The 21358-nt window shown below is 39.7% G+C and carries 19 protein-coding genes; 3 read left to right on the forward strand and 16 right to left on the reverse strand.

Features of this window, described 5'->3' with window-relative positions; translation table 11 throughout:
• Positions 1–85: 85 nt before the first annotated feature.
• The 14 genes from dnaK to AWM76_RS05720 all read right to left on the reverse strand — a co-directional run bounded on the left by dnaK (position 86) and on the right by AWM76_RS05720 (position 14806).
• Entirely contained in the window at positions 86–1912 is a 1827-nt protein-coding gene (gene dnaK, locus AWM76_RS05660; protein WP_003141312.1) for a molecular chaperone DnaK, read from the reverse strand.
• Between the two features lie 78 nt (positions 1913–1990).
• Positions 1991–2578: a nucleotide exchange factor GrpE gene (gene grpE, locus AWM76_RS05665; protein WP_003141311.1), complete on the reverse strand. Its 588-nt coding sequence runs from the start codon at positions 2576–2578 to the stop codon at positions 1991–1993.
• Positions 2579–2590: 12 nt separating this feature from the next.
• On the reverse strand, positions 2591–3643 hold the full coding sequence (gene hrcA, locus AWM76_RS05670; RefSeq protein WP_003141310.1) for a heat-inducible transcriptional repressor HrcA: 1053 nt from the start codon (positions 3641–3643) through the stop codon (positions 2591–2593).
• Between the two features lie 248 nt (positions 3644–3891).
• Positions 3892–5079 carry a M20 metallopeptidase family protein gene (locus AWM76_RS05675; RefSeq protein ID WP_003141309.1) on the reverse strand — a complete coding sequence of 396 codons (1188 nt, stop codon included), beginning with the start codon at positions 5077–5079 and terminating at the stop codon, positions 3892–3894.
• 216 nt (positions 5080–5295) lie between these two features.
• The gene (ribF, locus tag AWM76_RS05680) at positions 5296–6243 is read right to left on the reverse strand and encodes a riboflavin biosynthesis protein RibF (RefSeq protein WP_003141308.1); all 948 of its coding nucleotides are present in this window, start codon (positions 6241–6243) and stop codon (positions 5296–5298) included.
• Between the two features lie 17 nt (positions 6244–6260).
• Positions 6261–7172, reverse strand: coding sequence for a tRNA pseudouridine(55) synthase TruB (gene truB, locus AWM76_RS05685; RefSeq protein ID WP_003141307.1), 912 nt, complete (start codon positions 7170–7172; stop codon positions 6261–6263).
• Positions 7173–7422: 250 nt separating this feature from the next.
• Positions 7423–7614, reverse strand: coding sequence for a DNA-directed RNA polymerase subunit beta (locus AWM76_RS10415; protein WP_003141306.1), 192 nt, complete (start codon positions 7612–7614; stop codon positions 7423–7425).
• Positions 7615–7629: 15 nt separating this feature from the next.
• Positions 7630–8934, reverse strand: a complete 1305-nt coding sequence (murA, locus tag AWM76_RS05690; RefSeq protein ID WP_003141305.1) for a UDP-N-acetylglucosamine 1-carboxyvinyltransferase — start codon at positions 8932–8934, stop codon at positions 7630–7632.
• Positions 8935–9030: 96 nt separating this feature from the next.
• Entirely contained in the window at positions 9031–9666 is a 636-nt protein-coding gene (upp, locus tag AWM76_RS05695; RefSeq protein WP_003141304.1) for a uracil phosphoribosyltransferase, read from the reverse strand.
• Between the two features lie 120 nt (positions 9667–9786).
• On the reverse strand, positions 9787–11007 hold the full coding sequence (gene glyA / locus AWM76_RS05700; protein ID WP_003141303.1) for a serine hydroxymethyltransferase: 1221 nt from the start codon (positions 11005–11007) through the stop codon (positions 9787–9789).
• A gap of 71 nt (positions 11008–11078) precedes the next feature.
• The gene (locus AWM76_RS05705) at positions 11079–12104 is read right to left on the reverse strand and encodes an L-threonylcarbamoyladenylate synthase (protein WP_003141302.1); all 1026 of its coding nucleotides are present in this window, start codon (positions 12102–12104) and stop codon (positions 11079–11081) included.
• Between the two features lie 36 nt (positions 12105–12140).
• The gene (gene prmC, locus AWM76_RS05710) at positions 12141–13019 is read right to left on the reverse strand and encodes a peptide chain release factor N(5)-glutamine methyltransferase (RefSeq protein ID WP_003141301.1); all 879 of its coding nucleotides are present in this window, start codon (positions 13017–13019) and stop codon (positions 12141–12143) included.
• The gene (prfA, locus tag AWM76_RS05715; RefSeq protein WP_003141300.1) at positions 13012–14085 is read right to left on the reverse strand and encodes a peptide chain release factor 1; all 1074 of its coding nucleotides are present in this window, start codon (positions 14083–14085) and stop codon (positions 13012–13014) included. Before prfA ends, prmC begins: the two co-directional genes overlap by 8 nt.
• Before the next feature lie 100 nt (positions 14086–14185).
• Positions 14186–14806 carry a thymidine kinase gene (locus AWM76_RS05720; protein ID WP_003141298.1) on the reverse strand — a complete coding sequence of 207 codons (621 nt, stop codon included), beginning with the start codon at positions 14804–14806 and terminating at the stop codon, positions 14186–14188.
• A gap of 228 nt (positions 14807–15034) precedes the next feature.
• Between AWM76_RS05720 and AWM76_RS05725 the strand changes: the two genes are divergently transcribed.
• From AWM76_RS05725 to AWM76_RS05735, 3 genes are read left to right on the forward strand one after another with little or no spacing between them, the layout of a single operon-like run.
• Complete coding sequence (locus AWM76_RS05725; protein ID WP_050774098.1) at positions 15035–16387, forward strand: Mur ligase family protein; 1353 nt, start codon at positions 15035–15037, stop codon at positions 16385–16387.
• The gene (locus AWM76_RS05730) at positions 16387–17070 is read left to right on the forward strand and encodes a type 1 glutamine amidotransferase (protein ID WP_003141296.1); all 684 of its coding nucleotides are present in this window, start codon (positions 16387–16389) and stop codon (positions 17068–17070) included. The genes AWM76_RS05725 and AWM76_RS05730 overlap by 1 nt, the downstream gene beginning before the upstream one ends.
• 40 nt (positions 17071–17110) lie before the next feature.
• Positions 17111–17698, forward strand: a complete 588-nt coding sequence (locus tag AWM76_RS05735) for an SOS response-associated peptidase family protein (protein WP_003141295.1) — start codon at positions 17111–17113, stop codon at positions 17696–17698.
• A gap of 75 nt (positions 17699–17773) precedes the next feature.
• Here AWM76_RS05735 and AWM76_RS05740 read toward each other — a convergent pair whose 3' ends face one another.
• Together AWM76_RS05740 and AWM76_RS05745 are read right to left on the reverse strand one after the other, a co-directional pair.
• Positions 17774–19615: an ABC transporter ATP-binding protein gene (locus AWM76_RS05740; protein ID WP_003141294.1), complete on the reverse strand. Its 1842-nt coding sequence runs from the start codon at positions 19613–19615 to the stop codon at positions 17774–17776.
• Positions 19615–21330: an ABC transporter ATP-binding protein gene (locus AWM76_RS05745; RefSeq protein ID WP_003141293.1), complete on the reverse strand. Its 1716-nt coding sequence runs from the start codon at positions 21328–21330 to the stop codon at positions 19615–19617. The genes AWM76_RS05740 and AWM76_RS05745 overlap by 1 nt, the downstream gene beginning before the upstream one ends.
• Positions 21331–21358: the final 28 nt, after the last annotated feature.

Here is a 21358-nt window from a genome sequence, read left to right on the forward strand (position 1 = left end):
ACTCCCCCTTGAATCATGCGTTATGCAGTCCATCATAACATAAGAAACCCCGCCCTCATAGAAGACAGGGTTTGAAACTTATGGATTATTTATCGTCGTTAACTTCCTCGAAGTCAGCGTCTACATCGCCATCATTGTCTGAAGAGTCGTCTGCGCCTTCTTGACCTTCAGCTTCTTGCGCTGCTTGTTCGTACAATTTGACAGTTAAAGCTTGAATTTTTTCATTTAATTCATCTTTCTTAGCTGTCATTGCTTCAACATCGTCAGCTTCTTGCGCTGCTTTCAATTCATCTTTAAGCGCGTTAGCTTCGTCAAGTTCAGCTTGATCAACTTTACCTTCTAATTCACCAGTTGTTTTTTCAACTTGGAAGATTAATTGGTCAACTTCGTTTTTAAGATCTGCTGCTTCTTTACGTTTTTTATCTTCTTCAGCATTCGCTTCAGCATCTTTCATCATACGATCGATTTCTTCGTCTGTTAAACCTGAGTTAGATTGGATGGTAATTTGTTGTTCTTTACCAGTACCTTTGTCAGTCGCTTTAACATTTACGATACCGTTTTTATCGATATCAAATGTTACTTCGATTTGAGGCACACCACGTGGTGCTGCAGGAATATCTGTTAATTGGAAACGACCTAATGTCTTGTTATCTGCGGCCATTGGACGTTCACCTTGCAATACGTGTACATCTACAGCAGGTTGGTTATCAGCTGCAGTTGAGAATACTTGTGATTTAGATGTTGGGATTGTTGTGTTACGGTCGATTAATTTAGTGAACACGCCACCCATTGTTTCGATACCTAATGATAATGGTGTTACATCAAGTAATACCACGTCTGTAACGTCACCTGAGATAACCCCACCTTGGATTGCAGCACCCATAGCTACTACTTCGTCAGGGTTAACTGAACGGTTAGGCTCTTTACCAGTTTCAGCTTTAACCATGTCGATAACAGCTGGGATACGAGTAGAACCACCAACTAAGATAACTTGGTCAATATCTGATTTAGATAAACCAGCATCAGATAAGGCGTTTTTAACTGGTTGTTTTGTACGTTGTACTAAGTCGTAAGTTAATTCGTCAAATTTCGCGCGAGATAAAGTAACTTCCAAGTGAAGTGGACCTTCAGCACCAGCCGTAATGAATGGTAATGAAATTTGTGTTGACGTTACACCAGATAAGTCTTTTTTCGCTTTTTCAGCAGCATCTTTTAGACGTTGCATAGCCATTTTGTCAGAAGAAAGGTCAATACCGTTTTCTGATTTAAATTCAGCGATTAAGTAGTTTACGATGGCGTTATCAAAGTCGTCCCCACCTAAGTTGTTGTCACCAGAAGTAGATAATACTTCAAAGACACCGTCACCTAATTCAAGGATTGAAACGTCGAAAGTACCACCACCAAGGTCAAATACTAAGACTTTTTCGTCTGCGTCAACTTTGTCTAAACCGTAAGCTAGTGCGGCTGCCGTTGGTTCGTTAACGATACGGTCAACTTCTAAACCAGCGATTTTACCTGCATCTTTAGTTGCTTGACGTTGTGCATCGTTGAAGTAAGCAGGAACAGTAATAACTGCGTTTGTTACTGTTTCTCCTAAGTAGTCTTCAGCGTAACCTTTTAAGTATTGTAAGATCATTGCTGAAACTTCTTGAGGTGTATATTTTTTGCCTTCAACTTCTACAGTGTAGTTGTCTTCACCAATGTGGCGTTTAATTGAAGCAATCGCGTTAGGGTTTGTTACCATTGAACGTTTTGCTACCTCACCAACTTGGCGTTCGCCATTCTTGAATGAAACAACTGAAGGTGTTGTACGGTTACCTTCTGGGTTAGGGATAATTTTAGGTTCGCCACCTTCTAATACAGAAACTGCAGAGTTAGTAGTACCTAAGTCAATTCCGATAATTTTTGCCATAATAAAACACGTCTCCTTTTTTAATTAATCTATCAATTTAAATGAATTTATCTGTGGTTATAATATATGTTAAATGAATTATTGTGCAATAGAAACCATCGCAGGTCTTAGTACACGATCTTTTAATACATACCCTTTTTGGAAAACAGCCACTACTTCTTCAGCTTGCTGTCCTTCTTCAGCCGGTACCGCACTCACAGATTGGTGGAAGTTTGGATCGAAGATTTCACCTTTAGGGTCAATGACTTCAACACCTTCCTCTGATAAAGCTTGTAATAAGCTTGCGTGTACCATTTCGATACCTTTCACTAATTGCTGAGATGACTCATCATCCTTAGCTAATTCTAAAGCGCGTTCCAAGTTATCGATAGCTGGTAAAATACTCTTAGCTAAATTCTGAGATCGATACTTTGAAGCAGCTTCACGTTCATTTTGGTTACGACGGTGCATGTTTTGAATTTCAGCAGATAGACGCATAATTTGGTCATCTTTAGCCGCTAATTCAGCTTGAAGAGAGGCTAATTCGCTATCTTCTTCAGTTACTGTTTCAACTTGCTCGTCTTGAACGTCAGTTTCATTGACTTCTTCATTGATTTCTTCATTGATTTCTTCATTGATTTCTTCATCAACATTTAAATCTTGTTGTTTGTCGTCCATTTTTGTCAATTGATAGACCTCCTAAGATTTATAATAATTGTCCAGGTATCTAACCATTTCTTTTGAAATACTTTGGAAAAGCTGCGCCATACGAATGTAGGACATACTTTCCGGACCGAGTACCGCAAAAGTGATTAACTTACCTGATTTTACAGTACCCATGCTAGTAGACATTAAACTCATATTCTCCAATGTCGGATCTTTAAGTTCCTTACCCACCCTCACTTGGATACCTTGGTCTGTGGTATTAATCAGTGAAGTAATCACTGATTGGTCCTCTAGTAATTGACTTAATTGTGCAATACTAGTCCCATTAGCTGAATCAGCTAATGAAGAAAATAAATAATTTTGACCATTTACCCTCATGCTATCACTATTGAATTGATTCATAAACCGGTGAATCAAAAGATTACTGTCTTCATCAGACCGGTTCATTTGCTCAATATCTTTTAAATAGTGTGTTTGCAGCCTTTCAATCACCGTTGCAAGCTCAAGGCCCACAAGTTCTTGATTCATAATCACTGCAATACCCTCAATCAATTCCGGTGTAACCACCTCGTTGAATGTCACAATTTGATTGCGAATGACACCTTTATCCGTCACCAATATGACCATTGCTTGGTCAGCGGTTAAAGACAATACTTGAAAATTGGCCAATCGTTGCCTTGTAATATCTGGCCCCATCGAAATAACGGCGCTTTCTGAAAGCGAGGCTAAAGTCGCAGCCGTTTTTCGAATCACTTGACTCAAATCGTTATAAGGATCGTGGAATATCTCTCTAAGTAAAGCATCTTCCTCTTCCTCGAGCTCTAAATCAATCAATCCGCCATAATATGGCATGATGTGATTAATATAGTAACGATAACCCGCCTCAGCTGGCACTCGTCCAGATGATGAATGGGTTTTGGAAATCAAGGATAAATCTTCAAGTCTGGCTAATTCATTACGTATTGTAGCAGAACTTGCGTTTATTTCTTGATGTTGAGATAAAGTTTTCGAACCGACTGGTAATTGATGTTTTGAATAATGATCAATTACCGCCTGTAAAATTAAACTTTGTCGTTTTGTTAACATCTTATCACCTCATTAGCACTTAACAACTCTGACTGCTAACATGTCTATAATATAGCACCTATCATTTCTTTTGTCAAGAATAGTCAAACTTTTTTTTGACTTTTTTTGACTTTTGAATCTTCATTCAAGATTTCAAGCTTTTGGAACTGGTTAGGTTGGCTATTTTACACAATAATTCTATAAAAAAAGACACCAAACTATTTGTAATAGTGCGGTGCCCTTTCGATTGGCATAATTTTTCGATACCCTTATTTGTTGTCACGTAACCAGTTAGTTGCTGATGTTGCTAAGGTAGCAGATCCAACAATTAATGCTTCTTCGTTGAATTGTACTAATGGGTGGTGAACAGGGTATACTTCGCCATTGTCATCTGGTAATGGACAACCAATGAAGAAGTATGTTGATTCTGGCAATTTGCTAGCAATGTGTGCGTAGTCTTCAGAAGCTAAGTATGGTGGTACGTTCACCACGTCATATTTATCATCTAAAGCTTCTTTAGCAGAAGCCATCACTTGTTCAGCCATTTCTTCAGAGTTGATTAATGACGGACAGTCAGCCAATACTTCATATTCAGTTTCAGCACGGAATGCTTTACCAATATGTTCAACGATTTCTGGTAAACGTTTTGAAACGTGTTCTGCTGATTCTGGGAATAATGAACGAGAAGTTCCTTCTAAGACTACTTTATCAGGAATCACGTTGATGGCACCACCTGGCGCATTGATGTAACCCATAGATAATGACGCACCCTTGTTAGATGGTAATTCTCGAGCTAAAATGCCATTCGCACCATTAATGATTTGGCTAGCCACAAAGACTGGATCGATACCGTTGTTTGGCATTGCACCATGAGCACCTACACCTTTAATAGTGATACGAAAGTTTAAAGCAGATGCTAAAGCCTCTTTTTTGTGGATCTCAACGTCCACTTTGTCACCATTTGGCCACATATGCAATGCCATACCAGCGTCTGGTACTGGGCTTTCTAAAATACCTTCTTCAACCATTACACGTCCACCATTTAAAGTTTCTTCTGCTGGTTGGAATAAGAATTTGATTTGACCTTCTAATTGGTTTTCGTTTTCTTTCAACATTTTTAAAACCATTAGTAAAATAGTGGTGTGCATGTCATGACCACATAAGTGTCCATTTTCATTTTTAGATGTACATGCTGATTGAGATTTTTCGGTAATGGCTAAAGCATCCATGTCTGCACGTAACAATAAAGTTTTACCCTTAGCAGAATCACCCAATGTACCTGTAATTCCGTATGTATCACCTACGTTTTCGTATGCAATTCCAAACTCATCAAGTTTTGATTTCACAAGTTTAGTTGTTTTTGGTAATTCGAAACCAACTTCAGGGTTTTCGTGTAAATGACGACGAACCTTTACTGCATCATCAAAAATTTCTTTAGCACGATCCAAATATGCCATTTTGACATTCCTCCAATATTTTTTATTTCCTATTCCATTCTACTACTATTCTAAAAATTGTCTGATCGAATCTATAAAAACGATTAACTAAAAACCTTTTATATCAACGCTTCCCATTTTCTTGATTGTACTTGCACACTTTTTGTCAAAAAAAACGCCAAAGACAAATCCCTAGCGCTCATTTCAAAGTCATATTTTACATATTTTGCAAAAATACTATTTTTGCAAACTTTCTAAATAATTTTCAGCATCAACCGCATCCTGATCCATTTGTTTAATCAACCCTTCAATTCCATCAAATTTAAGTTCAGGTCTAAGGTATTTATGCCAATAAACCGTTACGTATTCACCGTAGATTTCCCCTTTAAAATCTAAAAGATGGATTTCTACTGTACGCTTGCGGTTTTCCCCGAAGGTAATATTAGTCCCAATTGAAGCAACACCTGGGTAGACTTGCCCATTCAACAACATCTCAACCACGTAGACACCCTCAACTGGAATCAATGATTCTGCTGCAACCATTAAATTAGCTGTTGGATACCCTAGCTCACGGCCGCGTTTTTCTCCATGAACAACGATCCCGTCGATTGAATAGATATAGCCCAGTTGTTGGTTAGCTTTGTCAATTTGACCAGTATTCAAGTCATGGCGAATTTCAGTTGACCCCACCTTGCTGGTATCTTCCGATAATTTATTCACTTCAATAATGTTAAAACGACCAGCTGCATGGCTAGCTAAGGTCCGCATGTTGGCGATGTCCTTTTTGCCGTAGGTATAGTCAAAACCCGCTACAACCGATTTGGCATGCAAACCTACCATATATTGGTCCACAAATTCTTGCGGTTTCAAGGCTGCGAATGATGACGTTAATTGCGTGACATAAAGGTAATCCACCCCAAGTTGTGTCATTAATCGTTCTTTCTCGGCTAAAGTAGTTAAATAAGTCACCCCTTCAGGATGGATTTGTTGGTACATGATCCTTGGTGCCATATTGAAAGTCATCACAGCTAGTGGTAATTGCAAACGGTCAGCCTCATCACGAGCAGCTTGAATAACCGCCTGGTGACCTCTATGGACCCCATCAAAAAAACCCAAGGCTAGGACAACATCGCCCCCATAGATCGTTGATTGTTCAAAAGGATGGTGTAAATTTATTGTTTTCATTTAGTATCGTCCAATCTTTAAAACATTTTACTTGGTTTTATTTTACCATCTTTATTTGGATGGACATCATAAAGCGCCTTTAACTTGCTGTCGATATAAGCCGTCACCGGTAATTGACCTCTTAAATCAGCCGGTAACGTCGCTAATTCTAGGACTGACCCATTTTCCACCAATTTCACTAAGTGGCTGTCCTCAGCCGGAACCTGCCAAACTGGATAGGCTGTTAAGGCCGATTCAACTGGCACCAACCAAGTATAATCCTCAGCTTCAACTGCCTCTGCTAATTGTGATAGGGTCAGACAATCTTCCCTTGAAAAAGGGGTTGATCCGTCCCGAGTTAGGCTAGTCATCGTCGCTGGTACCCCTAGTTTTCGCCCTAAGTCGCTGGCTAAAGTGCGGACATAGGTCCCTTTGCCACAAACCACCTCAAAAGCAAAAACTTGCTTGCCGTCCTCAAAACGAGATGGACCCACTAACTTGAAGTCGTGGACAAATACCGGGTGTTCAGGTCGTTCAACCTCAAGGCCTTCACGGGCATACTCATACAGGCGTTTCCCTTTGACTTTAATCGCCGAATACATGGGCGGTATTTGGATGATATGACCTGTTAATTCATGCATCAATGCTTGAATCTGGTCATCTTTAAAAGGATTGGCTAAAGATTCTTCAGCAATCACTTCACCGTCTAAATCTTCAGTTGTCGTTGCAAATCCTAGTGTAATTTCGCCAGTATAAACTTTGGTTTTGTCCATCAACAATTCAACCAATTTGGTCCCCTTACCTAAACAAATCGGTAAAACCCCATCAACATTAGGGTCTAAAGTCCCTGTATGGCCAACTTTCTTCATTTTTAAAATCTTTCTTACTTTAAATACACAGTCGTGACTCGTCATGCCACGTTCTTTCCATAAAGGCAAAATGCCATCCATAAACTCACCTCATATCTAGCATATTGTAACATATGACCCACTAAAAAACTGATTCAAATTGTGGCGAATCATTATTTGAACCTGAAAAATCCTAGTCCAAAAATAAGGCGATCTTAAAAAAGACCTCGTCAACCAGTAGTTGGCTACGAAAGTAAACACCTGTTGCTAGTTAGCTTGACTATCCACTTGTCATTTTCATATAAAAAAAGAGGTGATAACAGAATCACCCCTCAAATTGCTTATAGTCATGTTAACGTATAAATGAGAAGACATGGTTCCAGCTAGCCGGGTTTAAGAAATTGAAGGCTGATTGGTCAGACGATATGCTGTATCCAATCAAACCACCGATAATGAATAGTAGGAAGCCCACAATCACTAACAGTAATCCCCAAAATAAAATCTTCTTCCATGGGTGGTTGATATATTGATGATAATATTTCATAAAGTCACGACCATTCTAATCTAGTAAACTAGCAAGCTCTGCGTCTGTTTTACCATCCACATCCACGCGAAGTACATTTGCGCCTAAGGCTTGTAATTTCTTGTCGAATGAGTGGTAACCACGGTCTAAGTATTTCAATTCAGACACTTTGGTCATCCCTTCAGCCTTCAAACCAGCCAAAATTAAGGCTGCTGCTGAACGTAAATCAGAAGCAGCTACTGCTGCCCCTTGCAACTTAGCAGGACCGTTCATAATAGCTGTATTGCCGTTAATATTAAAGTTAGCGTTCATTCTACGCAATTCTTCTAAGTGCATAAAGCGATTTTCAAAAACAGTTTCTTCCATTTCTGAAGTACCTTCTGCTAAAACTTGGGCAACTGTAAATGGTGATTGAATATCAGTCGGGAAACCAGGATATGGCAAAGTTCTTGCTTTTGTTTGATGCAAAACGGTAGAACCTTGCACACGGACACCAGACACGTCTTCAGTAATTGTCGCACCTAATTCTTTTAATTTAGAAATCAATGGTTGGTTGTGTTCTGAAATCGCGTCTTCAATGTAGACATCACCTTCAGTAATGGCTGCAGCTACCATAAATGTTCCTGCTTCAATACGGTCAGGGATGACAGAATGTTCAGTTCCTTCAAGGCTTTCAACCCCACGGATTTTAATCGTATCTGTGCCGGCACCTTGAACGCGACCACCCATTTTATTGATAAAGTTGGCTAAATCAACGATTTCAGGTTCGCGAGCAACGTTCTCAATGATTGTTGTCCCTTCAGCTAATGCAGCAGCCATCATAATATTTTGTGTTGCCCCAACACTTGGGAAGTCTAAATAAATGTTGGCACCCACTAATTTATCAGCGCTTGCTTCAACATAACCTGCTGTAGTTGTTACTTTGGCACCTAAAGCTTCAAATCCTTTAACATGTAAGTCAATTGGACGCGAACCAATAGCGCAACCACCTGGCATAGCAAATTTAGCGTGACCATAACGAGACAATAATGGCCCCATTACAACAATCGAAGCACGCATCTTGCTAACAAGTTCAAATGGTGCTTCAGTGGTTAGACCACTAGAAGCGTCAACGATAATTTCGTTGTTTTCTTCATCGAAATCAACTTGCGCATTTAAGTTACGCAATACATCGTTCATTACATATACATCTGATAGTAATGATGCGTTGGTAATGCGACTCTTCCCTTGTTCTGCTAATAAAGTGGCTGCTAATAAAGGTAAGACAGCGTTTTTTGCACCATCAACCCTTACATGCCCTTTTAATTTACGACCACCCTTAACAATCATGTTTTCCGTCATTTTTATTATCACCTATCTAATATTAATTTATTTGTTTTAAATGTTTATGCTTTGTTTTGTATATCAAGAGTAGCATATACATGTAATTGATGACAATTATAAGGTACCAAACAGACGGTCACCAGCGTCACCAAGACCTGGTAAGATGTAGCCATCTTCGTTTAACTTCTCATCTAATGCACCGGCAAAAATATCAACTTCTGGGTAAGCATCTTGTAAAGCTTTCACACCTTCTGGCGCTGCAACTAAACATACAAATTTGATGTTTTCTGCTTTAACATTACGTTTCACTAGTGAATCAATAGCCATGATGGCAGATCCACCAGTCGCTAACATTGGATCTACTACGATTACTTCACGTTCTTCAATGTCTTGAGGCATTTTGAAGAAGTACTCTTGTGGTTGTAAAGTTTCTTCGTCACGGAACATACCAATGTGACCTACTTTTGCTGCTGGCATCAATAACAGCATCCCATCAACCATTCCTAATCCAGCACGTAAAATTGGCGCAATCGCTAATTTTTTACCAGCAATAACATTTTGAGTTGTTTTAACTAAAGGTGTTTCAATTTCAATTTCTTCCATTGGTAAATCACGCGTTACCTCGTAACCAAGAAACATTGTAATTTCATTTACCAATTCACGGAAACCTTTAGTCCCTAAATCTTTATCACGTAACATAGCCATCTTGTGTTGCACTAAGGGGTGATCAATTACAACTAATTTACTCATGAATATTTACCTCACTTTTAAATTTTATGCAGCCAATTAATTTTGCTCAAACTCTAGATATTATATAGGACTTGAAAGTCTAGCGCAAGTAAGCTAGGCCTTCAAGTCCTTTAAATGAGATTATTTTAATGGAATTGCTTCAGTTAAGGCTTTAACAGATGCACGAACATCAGCTCGAACAGCCTCATCTTGAGGATTTTTGATGATTTTAGCAATCAATCGAGCTACTTGTTCAGACTCCGCTTCTTTAAAGCCACGAGTGGTAATGGCAGGCGTCCCAATACGGATACCGCTTGTCTTAAATGGACTTAAAGTTTCATTTGGAATAGTATTTTTATTTACAGTAATCCCAACTTCATCTAAGATAGTTTCAATTTCAGCACCTGTCACGTCAAAACCGATGACTTTTAGTAATAACAAGTGGTTGTCTGTTCCACCAGATACCATTGGAATACCTTCTTCATTGAAGACTTTTTCAAAGGCTTTGGCATTTTTGATGATTTGTGCTTGGTAGTCTTTAAAGTCGTCTTGTAAGGCTTCGCCGAAGGCAACAGCTTTGGCAGCAATCACGTGCTCTAAAGGTCCGCCTTGAATGCCAGGGAAAATAGCAGAGTTTAATTTCTTACCGTAATCTGCGTTAGCAGTTAAAATCAAACCACCGCGAGGGCCACGTAAAGTTTTATGCGTTGTAGAAGTAACAACGTCTGCATAAGGAATTGGATTTGGGTGTAGACCCGCTGCAACTAAACCAGCAATGTGAGCCATATCAACCATAAAGTATGCACCAACTGCTTTAGCAGTTTCAGCGATTTTTTCAAAATCAATCGTGCGCGCATAAGCTGAAGCACCGGCAACGATTAATTTAGGTTGGTGCGCTTTGGCTAAGCGGTCGATTTCAGCATAATCAATATATTCTTCATCATTTGTGACATTGTAAGCAATAAAGTTATATTTCTTACCAGAGAAATTTACTTTTGACCCATGAGTCAAATGCCCACCATCAGTTAAATTCATCCCTAAGACCAAATCGCCCGGCTCTAAGAAAGCGTCATATACGGCCATATTGGCTTGTGAACCTGAATGTGGTTGAACATTTGCGTATGCTGCACCAAATAATTCTTTAGCGCGGTCAATCGCCAATGTTTCAATTTTATCTACGACTTCACAGCCACCGTAGTAGCGTTTACCCGGATACCCTTCTGCGTATTTATTGGTTGCAATTGATCCCTGCGCACGTCGTACATCCTCCGATACCCAGTTCTCGCTTGCGATTAACTCAATCCCATGTTGTTGGCGGTCCATTTCCTCATCTAATAAATCAAAAATAATGTCGTTACTCATGCATCTGCCTCCAGCTTTATTTTTTGATAATATTCCTTGGGGTCTACCTTATCCAATTTATTTATCTAGGTCTATTCTACCACGGTTGAACTCGCTTTGATCAATCGATTGCGATATGCCCCATTTTTTTCTGTATCAGGATACAATTCTACGACAATTTGTTGAATATTTTCTTGGTCATCAAACGTTCTTAAAGCTGCGAAAAGTTGTTGTGTAGCGGTTTCTATTGTCGGTCCCAGTGATACAATCGAGGCAACTGACGTTTTGTACTTTTCAAAATTATTTTCACTAGTTGCTAATGCCACCTTGATCGATTGACTAGATAGATTAGCTAGCACATTCGACATTTTGTCAGACGAAACGGCCATCACAGGTTGGTTAGGACTGTAGTGAACATATTTCATACCTGGTGCTTTTGGCGCCTCATCCGCGTTATTGGCAATGGTCCCGCCAATATATATCGGCATGCCTGTCACCACTTCAGCTAGCATGGTCTTGGTGATGTATCCAGGTCGCAAAATGATTAACCCTCTTGAATCTGTCAGGTCTAAGACCGTAGATTCAACCCCAATGCGAGTTGGTTCAGCATTCACAACGCCACCAATGACCCCATCAAAGTCATGCATCACATGAGCAACTTGGGTTGGACTCGGTTTACCCGAAATGTTAGCTGATGGGCCAACGATTGGAAAGCCAGTTGCGCGAATTAAATCACGCGTCGTTTCGTGATCAGGTAAGCGAATCCCTACTGTATCCATGCCACCAGTTACGACACTTGGGAAGGTATCTGGTTTAACAGGTACAACCAAGGTCAAAGGACCTGGCCAAAATTGTGTTGTTAATTTTTCAATTAAGTCATGTCTCTCCGGGTCATTATCAATCATATAGTCAAAAATATCTTCTGGATCAGCGATATGGACAATCAAAGGATTATCGCTTGGACGGCCCTTTACTGTATAGACTGATTTAACAGCATCCGCATTATTGGCGATAGCCCCTAGACCAAAGACTGTTTCAGTTGGAAAAGCTACTAATTGGCCATCTTGCAGTAAGGCTGCGCCTTCATCAATTTCACTTGCTTGAATGATTTTTGTCATTATTGGTTGAACTCCTTTCTTATTTCTATGGATTTGTTAGATTGTTGTATTATATGGATTTTGGATGACTAAAATTCGATCATTGCCCGCATAATCTTGGATAATGTTTACCTCGGCGTCCGTCATTCGCAGGCGATCTTTAGCACCAGCAAGTAAGGATTGCCCTTGTTGATAACCAAATTCCCCAATAAAGTAACCCGGCTTAGCCAAATAATCATGGATTTGGTCGAATAAGCGCCAATAAATTTGATAGCCATTTTCCTCTGCAAAAAGGGCTAAATCTGGTTCATATAGGACCGTTGATTTGGACATCACATCCGTTTCATCTGAGCCGATATAAGGTGGGTTTGAAATGATTAAATCAAATTCTTGGCCAAGAACTGGTTTAAATAAATCACCAAGTTGAAAATCAATAACAACTTTTTTATCCGCAGCATTTTCACGGGCAATATTTAAGGCATCCGGTGAAATATCTGTCGCCGTGACTTGCAGGTTTGGGAACAGTTGTTTTAAGGTAACCGCAATAATCCCCGTACCAGTTCCAATATCAAGTACCCTTGCATCTTTGGCGATATGTTCTTTTTTGATTAAATCGGCCACATAAGACACCAAATCTTCCGTTTCCTGTCTTGGGATTAAGGTAGCTGGTGAAACCTTGAAAGTTTCACCGTAAAACCAAGCTTTCCCGACAATATACTGCCAAGGATAGTTTTCTTTAGCCACCTTCTCAATAGCCGCTTGATAGGCTTCTTTCAGGTAAATGGGCATGATGTCCTTACGTTTAAGGGCCCAATCTGATACTGAAAAATCGGCTAAATCAAGCAAGAGATGATAAGCAATTTCAGCGTCTTGGTTATTTTCTTCTAAAAAAGAAGAGGCCCAAACCTGGACCTCTAGATACGTTTGATTAATCATTTAACTCCTCTAACTTATTGGCTTGATCGGCTAATAATAAAGCGTCAACGATTTCATCCAATTCGCCGGTCATGATACGGTCTAATTTTTGAATAGTTAAACCAATTCGGTGATCAGTCACACGATTTTGAGGATAGTTGTAAGTACGGATACGTTCTGAACGGTCACCAGTACCTACTAAGTTCTTACGTTGTGAATCATATTCATTTTGTTGCTCTGAAGCAATTTTTTCGTATACGCGCGAACGTAAGATCATCATTGCTTTATCTTTATTTTGTTGTTGTGAACGTTGGTCTTGCATAGCCACTTGAATACCTGTTGGTTCATGGGTTAAACGAACGGCAGAAGAGGTCTTGTTAACGTGCTGACCACCGGCACCAGAGGCACGGTAAATATCAATACGGATATCACCCTCATCTAAGTCAAAGTCAATATCTTCAAGTTCAGGCATGACACCCACTGTAGCAGTAGAAGTATGCACACGACCTTGAGACTCAGTATCTGGTACACGTTGGACACGGTGAGCGCCAGATTCAAATTTTAATTTAGAATATACTTTGTCACCTTGAATTTGTAAGGTAATTTCTTTGAAACCACCGATATCATTACTAGATGATTCAATAACCTCAACGCGCCAACCTTGGCTAGTTGCATAACGGCTATACATTTCATACAAGTCACCAGCGAACAATTGGGCTTCGTCCCCACCTGCTGCACCACGGATTTCCATGATGATGTTTTTATCGTCGTTTGGATCTGAAGGAATCATTAAACGTTTAATTTCTTCTTCAAGACTCTCACGTTCTGCTTTTAATTCTTTCAATTCTTCTTTTGCTAATTCAGTCATTTCATCGTCTGATGACTCTGCTAATAATTCCTCAGTATCTTCAATAGCTTGAATCACATCTTTATAGTGACTAAATGTTTCTACTTTCGGTCTTAAATCAGCTTCTTCTTTAGAGATAGCACGGAACCGTTGATTGTCATTAATCACGTCCGGGTCACTCATTAACTCAGTTACTTCCGCATAGCGGGCAATAAATGAATCTAATTGGTCTGTAAACATGCTCTCAACTCTTTTCTATTTCTTTATGTAAAACTTACAGTTTATTTTCGATATTAAACTGGGTGAGACAATGGTCATTTGACTTATACCTACCTACTTGTTATTCAATAGTGTTGCGCTCAATAAAGATTTTACCATCTTTCAACGGTGGATGGTGATAATGTTTACGACAAACTGGGTAATAGGCTTCATTACCGCCAATTTGCACTTGCTCACCTTCATACACTGGCTTTCCGTCAGCTACACGCATGTTCATAATAGCCTTCTTGGCACAGAACCAACAGATGGTTTTCACTTCTTCAATCTTGTCAGCTAAAAGTAATAGGTATTTAGACCCTTCAAACAAGTTATTTAAGAAGTCATTTTTCAAGCCAAAGGCCATAACTGGGATATCTAATTCGTCAACAATACGTGCCAATTGATAGATGTGGTCTTTTGATAAAAATTGGGCTTCATCAATTAACACACAATAAATTTTTTGGTCGTTCTCTCGCATATAAGTGGTTAAATCCTCATACACATCCGTCTCCGTCGCAATTGCACGTGCTAATCTTTCTTCGCCCACTCGACTAGACACATTCCCTACACCTGCACGGTTATCAACAGCGCTGGTATAAACCAAGACATGTTTGTTTTGTTCTTCATAGTTATGTGCTACCTTTATGATTTCAAAAGACTTACCACTATTCATCGCACCGTAACGGAAAAATAACTGAGCCATCTAAACACTCCCATACTTTTTAATATCGATTTACTCAGCTATTCATTTTACTTTTATTCCCGTCACTAGTCAATTTTATTTCCTGCTAGCAAGTCGAATTCCCAGTAAAAGTTTAAAGAAATTTTAAATGACAGGAAATTTTATAGAATTTTGCTCACCTATGGTAAAATTATCTCATTAAGAGTTCGCCTAAGTAGCGGATAGCAAATGATTAGAGGAGTGCCAAAAATGAAATTTAAGAGTCAACTAGCAACAGTAGCCGGCCGTACAAGCCAACAATTATTAAAGAGATTTACAAGCGGTGGTACTTCTCTACCCGGTAAAATTGCACAGAAAATTGATCCCGAGATTTTAAAAGCCTTAGGAGAAAATTACCGTGTAGTCATCATTACGGGTACCAACGGAAAAACAGTAACCACTGCTCTGACTGTCAATATTTTGAAACAAAAATTTGATCATGTCATGACCAACAATTCAGGGTCGAACATGCTACAAGGGATTACATCTTCATTCATCGAAGACTCTGGTACAAAAACCAAAGACAAAGTAGCTGTTCTTGAAGTGGACGAAGCATCTTTACGTCATATCACTGAACATATTAAACCAGAAGTGATTTTAACCACCAACATCTTCCGCGACCAAATGGACCGCTATGGTGAGATCTACACCACTTATGACTTTATCCTACAAGGTGCAGCAAAAGCGAAAGACGCTATTCTAATGCAAAACGGTGATGCGCCAATTTTCTCATCACGTAAAGTAGACAACAAGCAAGTTTTTTTCGGTTTCAACACAGAAGACCAGTCAAAAGACTTTCTAGCAGATAACAATACTGATGGTGTTATCTGTCCGAACTGTGAACATGTTTTACATTATCATAGCATTACCTACAGCAACCTTGGTGACTACTTCTGTCCAAACTGTGGCGTGAGTCGTCCAGCATTAACTTACCAAGTAGAAGAAATTAATGAATTAACACCGGAATCAGCTAGCTTTACAATTGATGGCTACCAATACAATATTCCAGTTGCTGGACTATACAATGTCTATAACGCCTTATCAGCCTACTCACTAGGTCGGTATTTTGGTGTCAGCCAAACAGATATCGCGGAAGGATTACAAGGAGCTAAACGTATTTTTGGGCGTCAAGAAGCCATTAACGTGGAAGGTCATGACTTACGGATTAACCTTATCAAAAACCCCGTAGGTCTAAACCAAATCATCGAATTATGTCTTTTAGAAAAAGCACCGTATACTCTCATTTCTGTGTTAAATGACCGCCCCGCTGACGGCCAAGATGTATCATGGATTTGGGATGGCAACTTTGAAAAATTAGCAGAAATGGACAATATTGAAGCTTCTTATGTGGCAGGTATTCGTGTAGCCGACTTATCTAAACGTATGGCAGTCGCTGGCTTTAACCAAGACCAATTAATCCAGTTAGAAGATCCTAAAGCTATCATTGAAACAGTAAAAAATGCACCAACTGAAAAAGTCTATATCTTAGCGACTTATACAGCTATGCTTGCGATTAGAAAAGAACTGGCTGAATTAGGTTACGTGAAGGAGCGGATGCGTTAATGGAACAAACTTTAAAAATTGCCCATTTATATGGGAACTTAATGAATACATATGGTGATAACGGTAACTTATTGATGTTACAACATGCAGCGAAAGCACAAAACGTTAATGTTGAAACGCAATTAGTCTCTGTCGGTGATGAATTTGACTCTCGTCAATTTGACCTTGTCTTCTTTGGTGGTGGCCAAGATTATGAACAAAAAATTGTAGCCCGTGACATCCAATTAAAAAAAGAAGCCTTAACCGAGTATATTGAAAATGACGGTGTAACAATCGGTATCTGCGGTGGATTCCAATTACTTGGAAAATACTACATCAATGCTGCCGGTGACCGCTTAGAGGGCATTGGTGCCTTAGACCACTACACATTAAACCAAGACAATAACCGCTTTATCGGGGATATCGTGATTGAAAATGACCGTTTTGGCCAGACTTACTACGGCTATGAAAACCATAACGGCCGGACCTTTTTAGGTGAAAATACACAACCCTTAGGTAAAGTCGTTACTGGTTTTGGTAACAACGGAGAAGACCAAACGGAAGGTGTGATGTACAAAAACACCTTTGGATCATACTTCCACGGCCCTTTACTAGTACGTAACGAACAATTAACCGATGAAATCGATGGCTTAGCCATTAAAAATATGCAAGCCAGATTAGCAAGAGAAAACCAGTCAGCTTAATTTTGAAGACCCTTTTACCTAAAAGTAAGGGAGCTATGCTATGTGTGGTCGCTATTTATATGATAAAAATGAGCAAATCCTCTTCGACTATTACGAAGAAATTACCAGTCGGGGCGTTGATGTATCTGACTTAAAGGATGGGACCATCTATCCTTCTAACCAGGTGGTGACACTTGGCGCTAATCCTGAAGGCAAAATCGTTCCTGGCATTACGAGATGGGGGTTTACAGGATTCAAACCCAGCCAATTGATGATTAACGCCCGGGTTGAAACGGTCCGCGAGAAGAAGACTTTTCAAGGACCATTTGAAGATCAACGGATTGTCTTCCCTATGTCAGCCTTCTTTGAATTTTCTGAAGATAAGGAAGCTTACACCTTTTCGGACTCCGGTCGGGTCATTTATGTGGGTGGTTTTTACCGGATTTATCCCGACAAAAAAACTGGGCAAAAACAAGCTGAGTCTATTATCCTCACTACGGAACCTGATGAAGTTGTTCGTCCTATCCACAACCGGATGCCACTTTTGATTCCACAAGCAGATATTGCCAAATGGATTTTAGATGATGGCTTTGCCTTTAATTATCAAAAGCCTACACACCAACAATTGGAACCAACAAAAATGTCATGACATTTGAATAAGATGCACTCAAAAAGCGAGCCGTTTAGATTAAAACGACTCGCTTTTTTTGATGCACATACGTGCTTATTCAAATTCACCTTTCACGAATTGAGAATTATAAAGGTTATAATAGAAGCCTTCTTGAGCTAATAATTCCTCGTGGTTACCTGTTTCAATGACGTCACCATGGTTCAATACAATAATGTTATCTGCATCTTGAATGGTTGATAAACGGTGGGCAACAACAAATGAAGTCCTTCCTTCAAGTAATTGATTCATGGCTTTTTGAATGAGTTTCTCTGTACGGGTATCAATTGATGATGTCGCTTCATCCAAGATTAAAATCTCTGGATCAGACATAAAGGCCCGAGCAATCGTCACTAATTGACGTTGACCTTGAGAAATATTAGACCCATTTTGGTTGATGATGGTGTCATATCCATCTGGCAAGGTTCGCACAAAGTCATCTACATGGGCAGCTTTTGCGGCACGAACCACTTCATCACGTGTCACATTTGGATTGTTTGACCCGTAAGCAATGTTGTCTGCAATCGACCCATTAAATAGCCAAGTATCTTGTAATACCATACCCATTCGTGAACGTAATTCTTCTTGGTCAATATCTCTTGTATCTACACCATCATATTTAATAGACCCACCAGAAATATTATAGAACCGTTCAATTAAGTTGATAATGGTTGATTTACCGGCTCCAGTAGGTCCTACAATCGCCACCATTTGACCTGGCTCAACGGTTAGGTTGAAATCAGTCATTAGTAGGTTCTCTTCGCCTGGTTGATAACCAAATTGGACGTGGTCGAAGATCATCTTATAGTCTGTTTCAATAGCTGGTTGACCAGAAGCCACTTCTTCCATTTCTTCAACGTCAAGGAATTCAAAAATACGTTCGATAGACGCTACCATACGTTGTAATTGGTTAATCATGTTAGCCGTTTGCTTTAGGGGCTCTGATAGGATTCCCGCGTACTGTAACATGGCTTGTACGTCCCCAATTACCATAGTACCGTTAGCCACTGAGAAACCACCGACGATAGCTACTGCTACGTAACCAAAGTTTTTCGCCAAATTCATCAACGGCATCAAGATACCCGAAATGAATTGTGCTTTCCACGAAACCGCATAGTATTCAGCTGATTTCTCTTCAAACTGAGCAATTTTTCCTTCATTTTGGTTGAAAGCATTATTTTCAATCTGACCAGAATAGTTTTCTTCTATATAAGCATTCATATTCCCTTGCACCCTTTGTTGGGCGGCGAATAGTCTTTGCGATACCGGTGTAATAGACAGCATAACAATTGTGGATAGCAAAATAGTTCCTGCTGCAATTAAGGTCATTTTTGAACTGATTAAGGTCATCATCACGATAGTTAAGACAAATTGCGTACTAGATATTAAGACCTGTTGCAAGGTTTGTTGTAGGGACATCGCAATTGCTTCAACGTCATTGATGGCGCGTGACATGATCTCACCATTTGGCGTTGAATCTAAGAACGAAATCGGCAGACGGTTTAATTTCGCACGCATATCATTTCTTAAGTCTTCAATTACGCGTTGGGCAGTACGACTTAACAAAGCCCCTTGTAAAAAGTTGAATAAGGCACTAATTAAGTAGAATGTGACTACTTGAGTTAAGATTTTTACTAAACCTGCATAATCAATGACGTACATTTGCTGTCCATCCACGTTTTGCAAGCCATTACTCACCCCATCTGTAATCAGCGTAGTTGCTTGACCTAAAATGCGTGGTGACACAATTTGGAATGTGGTTGCTAGGATAATTAGGACAATAATCAATAAGAATGTCCATTTACGACTAGCCATATACTTGATGAAGCGACCTAGGGTTGACCAAAAGTTTTTCGGTTTATGACGGCGGCCTTCTAGTTTTTTTCTGTTATTCGCCATTAGTTCGCCCCCTTAATTTGTGATTCGACAATTTCACGGTAAATATCATTTGCCATTAATTCATCATGGCTACCAATACCAGAAATTTTACCCTTGTCAAGGACTATAATCGTATCTGCATCACGAATAGTTGAAACACGCTGCGCAATAATGATTGTTGCCGCATTTTCAGTCACTTCTTTTAAAGCCCCACGTAAATTACGGTCAGTGGTGTAATCTAAGGCCGAGAATGAGTCATCGAAAAGATAAATGTTTGCTTGTTTAACGATGGCACGGGCAATACAAAGTCTTTGCTTTTGTCCACCTGAGAAGTTGTTCCCACCTTGGGCCACGTGGGCATCTAAACCATCCGGCAATTCGCGAACGAATGATTCGGATTGGGCAATGCGTAAGGCATACCAAAGTTCTTCATCGGTAGCGTCACTGTTACCATACTTCAAGTTTTCACGAATGGTACCTGAGAATAAGTTGGCTTTTTGCGGTACATAGCCGACCAGATCACGCAAATTATTCAATGATAAGTCGCGCACATCTGTATCGTTGACTTTAACAGCACCTTTCGTTACGTCTGAAAAACGTAAGAGTAAGTTGGCAATCGTCGTTTTCCCAGAACCAGTACCCCCAATAATGGCTAAAGTTTGTCCTGGTTTCACTTGGAAGTTGATGTCGTCCACTACATTATGCTCTGCGTTACCAAATTTAAAGGCAACGTTTTCGAATGTTACTTCACCTGGTGCTTGACGGTCAATCGATACTGGGTTTTCAGGTGAGTGAATAGTAATTTCAGTATCCAAAATTTCGTTGATCCGTTGAGCAGACACTTGAGCACGCGGTAAGATCACGAAAATCATCCCTAACATCATGAACGAAAACATGATAATGAATGAATAGTTGACGAATGAAAGGATGACACCAACACTTAGGTTTTGAGCGGCTACTAAATGGGCACCGCGCCATGATAAAGTAATGTTTGTTAGTGATAGAATTGTTGTCATGATAGGCATTAAAAAAGACATCCGGAACATCGCTTTAATCGCTGTATCCGCATAATCTTTATTGGCTTTAGCAAATCGTGCTACTTCAAAATCTGATTTGTTAAAGGCTCTTACAACACGTACACCTGTTAATCCTTCCCGGAAAATAAGGTTCAAATCATCAACCTTACGTTGCATGGATTTGAAATACGGTGACACAATGCGTAAAATAATAAAAATTAATAAGGCTAATACTGGACCTGAAACGGCATAAACTAAACTCAATTCTGGACTAGCTAATACGGCCATCACGACAGCTGCTAGCAGCATGGCTGGTGAAAGTAATACCATACGCATAATCATCATAACAGTCACTTCAACCTGTTGAATATCGTTTGAAGAACGCGTAATCAATGAGGCCTCACCATAGGTCCCCATATCTTCTTTTGAAAACTGCAAAACTTTTGTATAAATTTCATTACGCAATTTTCTACCCAAGTTTTGGCTAGTACGAGCAGAAATATATACTGAAATCCCTGCAGAAATAATGACTAAGATGGTAATCAAGATCATCTGAACACCAATGCTGTAGATAGCCTGCATGTCTCCTGCCGCAACACCCTCGTCGATAATGCGAGCGGTCTGCGTTGGCAATAGTAATTCCCCAATAGCCTGTGTTAAGGCAAAGACAATTGCTCCGAACATAGCCCAAAAGGGAATTCGTTTAATTAGACGCCACATCTAATTCCTCCTTTTATATTTTATAATG

Origin of the sequence: Aerococcus viridans, assembly GCF_001543285.1 — a bacterium.
Lineage (GTDB): Bacteria > Bacillota > Bacilli > Lactobacillales > Aerococcaceae > Aerococcus > Aerococcus viridans.

What these genes read in the sequence shown, in the direction of transcription:
- AWM76_RS05740 (WP_003141294.1), bottom strand. Translation starts at nt 19,615, where the DNA reads ATGGCGAATAACAGAAAAAAACTAGAAGGCCGCCGTCATAAACCGAAA.
- murA (WP_003141305.1), bottom strand. Translation starts at nt 8,934, where the DNA reads ATGACGGAAAACATGATTGTTAAGGGTGGTCGTAAATTAAAAGGGCAT.
- AWM76_RS05705 (WP_003141302.1), bottom strand. Translation starts at nt 12,104, where the DNA reads ATGACAAAAATCATTCAAGCAAGTGAAATTGATGAAGGCGCAGCCTTA.
- AWM76_RS05730 (WP_003141296.1), top strand. Translation starts at nt 16,387, where the DNA reads ATGGAACAAACTTTAAAAATTGCCCATTTATATGGGAACTTAATGAAT.
- truB (WP_003141307.1), bottom strand. Translation starts at nt 7,172, where the DNA reads ATGGATGGCATTTTGCCTTTATGGAAAGAACGTGGCATGACGAGTCAC.
- prfA (WP_003141300.1), bottom strand. Translation starts at nt 14,085, where the DNA reads ATGTTTACAGACCAATTAGATTCATTTATTGCCCGCTATGCGGAAGTA.
- AWM76_RS05735 (WP_003141295.1), top strand. Translation starts at nt 17,111, where the DNA reads ATGTGTGGTCGCTATTTATATGATAAAAATGAGCAAATCCTCTTCGAC.
- dnaK (WP_003141312.1), bottom strand. Translation starts at nt 1,912, where the DNA reads ATGGCAAAAATTATCGGAATTGACTTAGGTACTACTAACTCTGCAGTT.
- AWM76_RS05720 (WP_003141298.1), bottom strand. Translation starts at nt 14,806, where the DNA reads ATGGCTCAGTTATTTTTCCGTTACGGTGCGATGAATAGTGGTAAGTCT.
- upp (WP_003141304.1), bottom strand. Translation starts at nt 9,666, where the DNA reads ATGAGTAAATTAGTTGTAATTGATCACCCCTTAGTGCAACACAAGATG.
- AWM76_RS05745 (WP_003141293.1), bottom strand. Translation starts at nt 21,330, where the DNA reads ATGTGGCGTCTAATTAAACGAATTCCCTTTTGGGCTATGTTCGGAGCA.
- glyA (WP_003141303.1), bottom strand. Translation starts at nt 11,007, where the DNA reads ATGAGTAACGACATTATTTTTGATTTATTAGATGAGGAAATGGACCGC.
- AWM76_RS05725 (WP_050774098.1), top strand. Translation starts at nt 15,035, where the DNA reads ATGAAATTTAAGAGTCAACTAGCAACAGTAGCCGGCCGTACAAGCCAA.
- AWM76_RS05675 (WP_003141309.1), bottom strand. Translation starts at nt 5,079, where the DNA reads ATGGCATATTTGGATCGTGCTAAAGAAATTTTTGATGATGCAGTAAAG.
- ribF (WP_003141308.1), bottom strand. Translation starts at nt 6,243, where the DNA reads ATGAAAACAATAAATTTACACCATCCTTTTGAACAATCAACGATCTAT.
- prmC (WP_003141301.1), bottom strand. Translation starts at nt 13,019, where the DNA reads ATGATTAATCAAACGTATCTAGAGGTCCAGGTTTGGGCCTCTTCTTTT.
- hrcA (WP_003141310.1), bottom strand. Translation starts at nt 3,643, where the DNA reads ATGTTAACAAAACGACAAAGTTTAATTTTACAGGCGGTAATTGATCAT.
- AWM76_RS10415 (WP_003141306.1), bottom strand. Translation starts at nt 7,614, where the DNA reads ATGAAATATTATCATCAATATATCAACCACCCATGGAAGAAGATTTTA.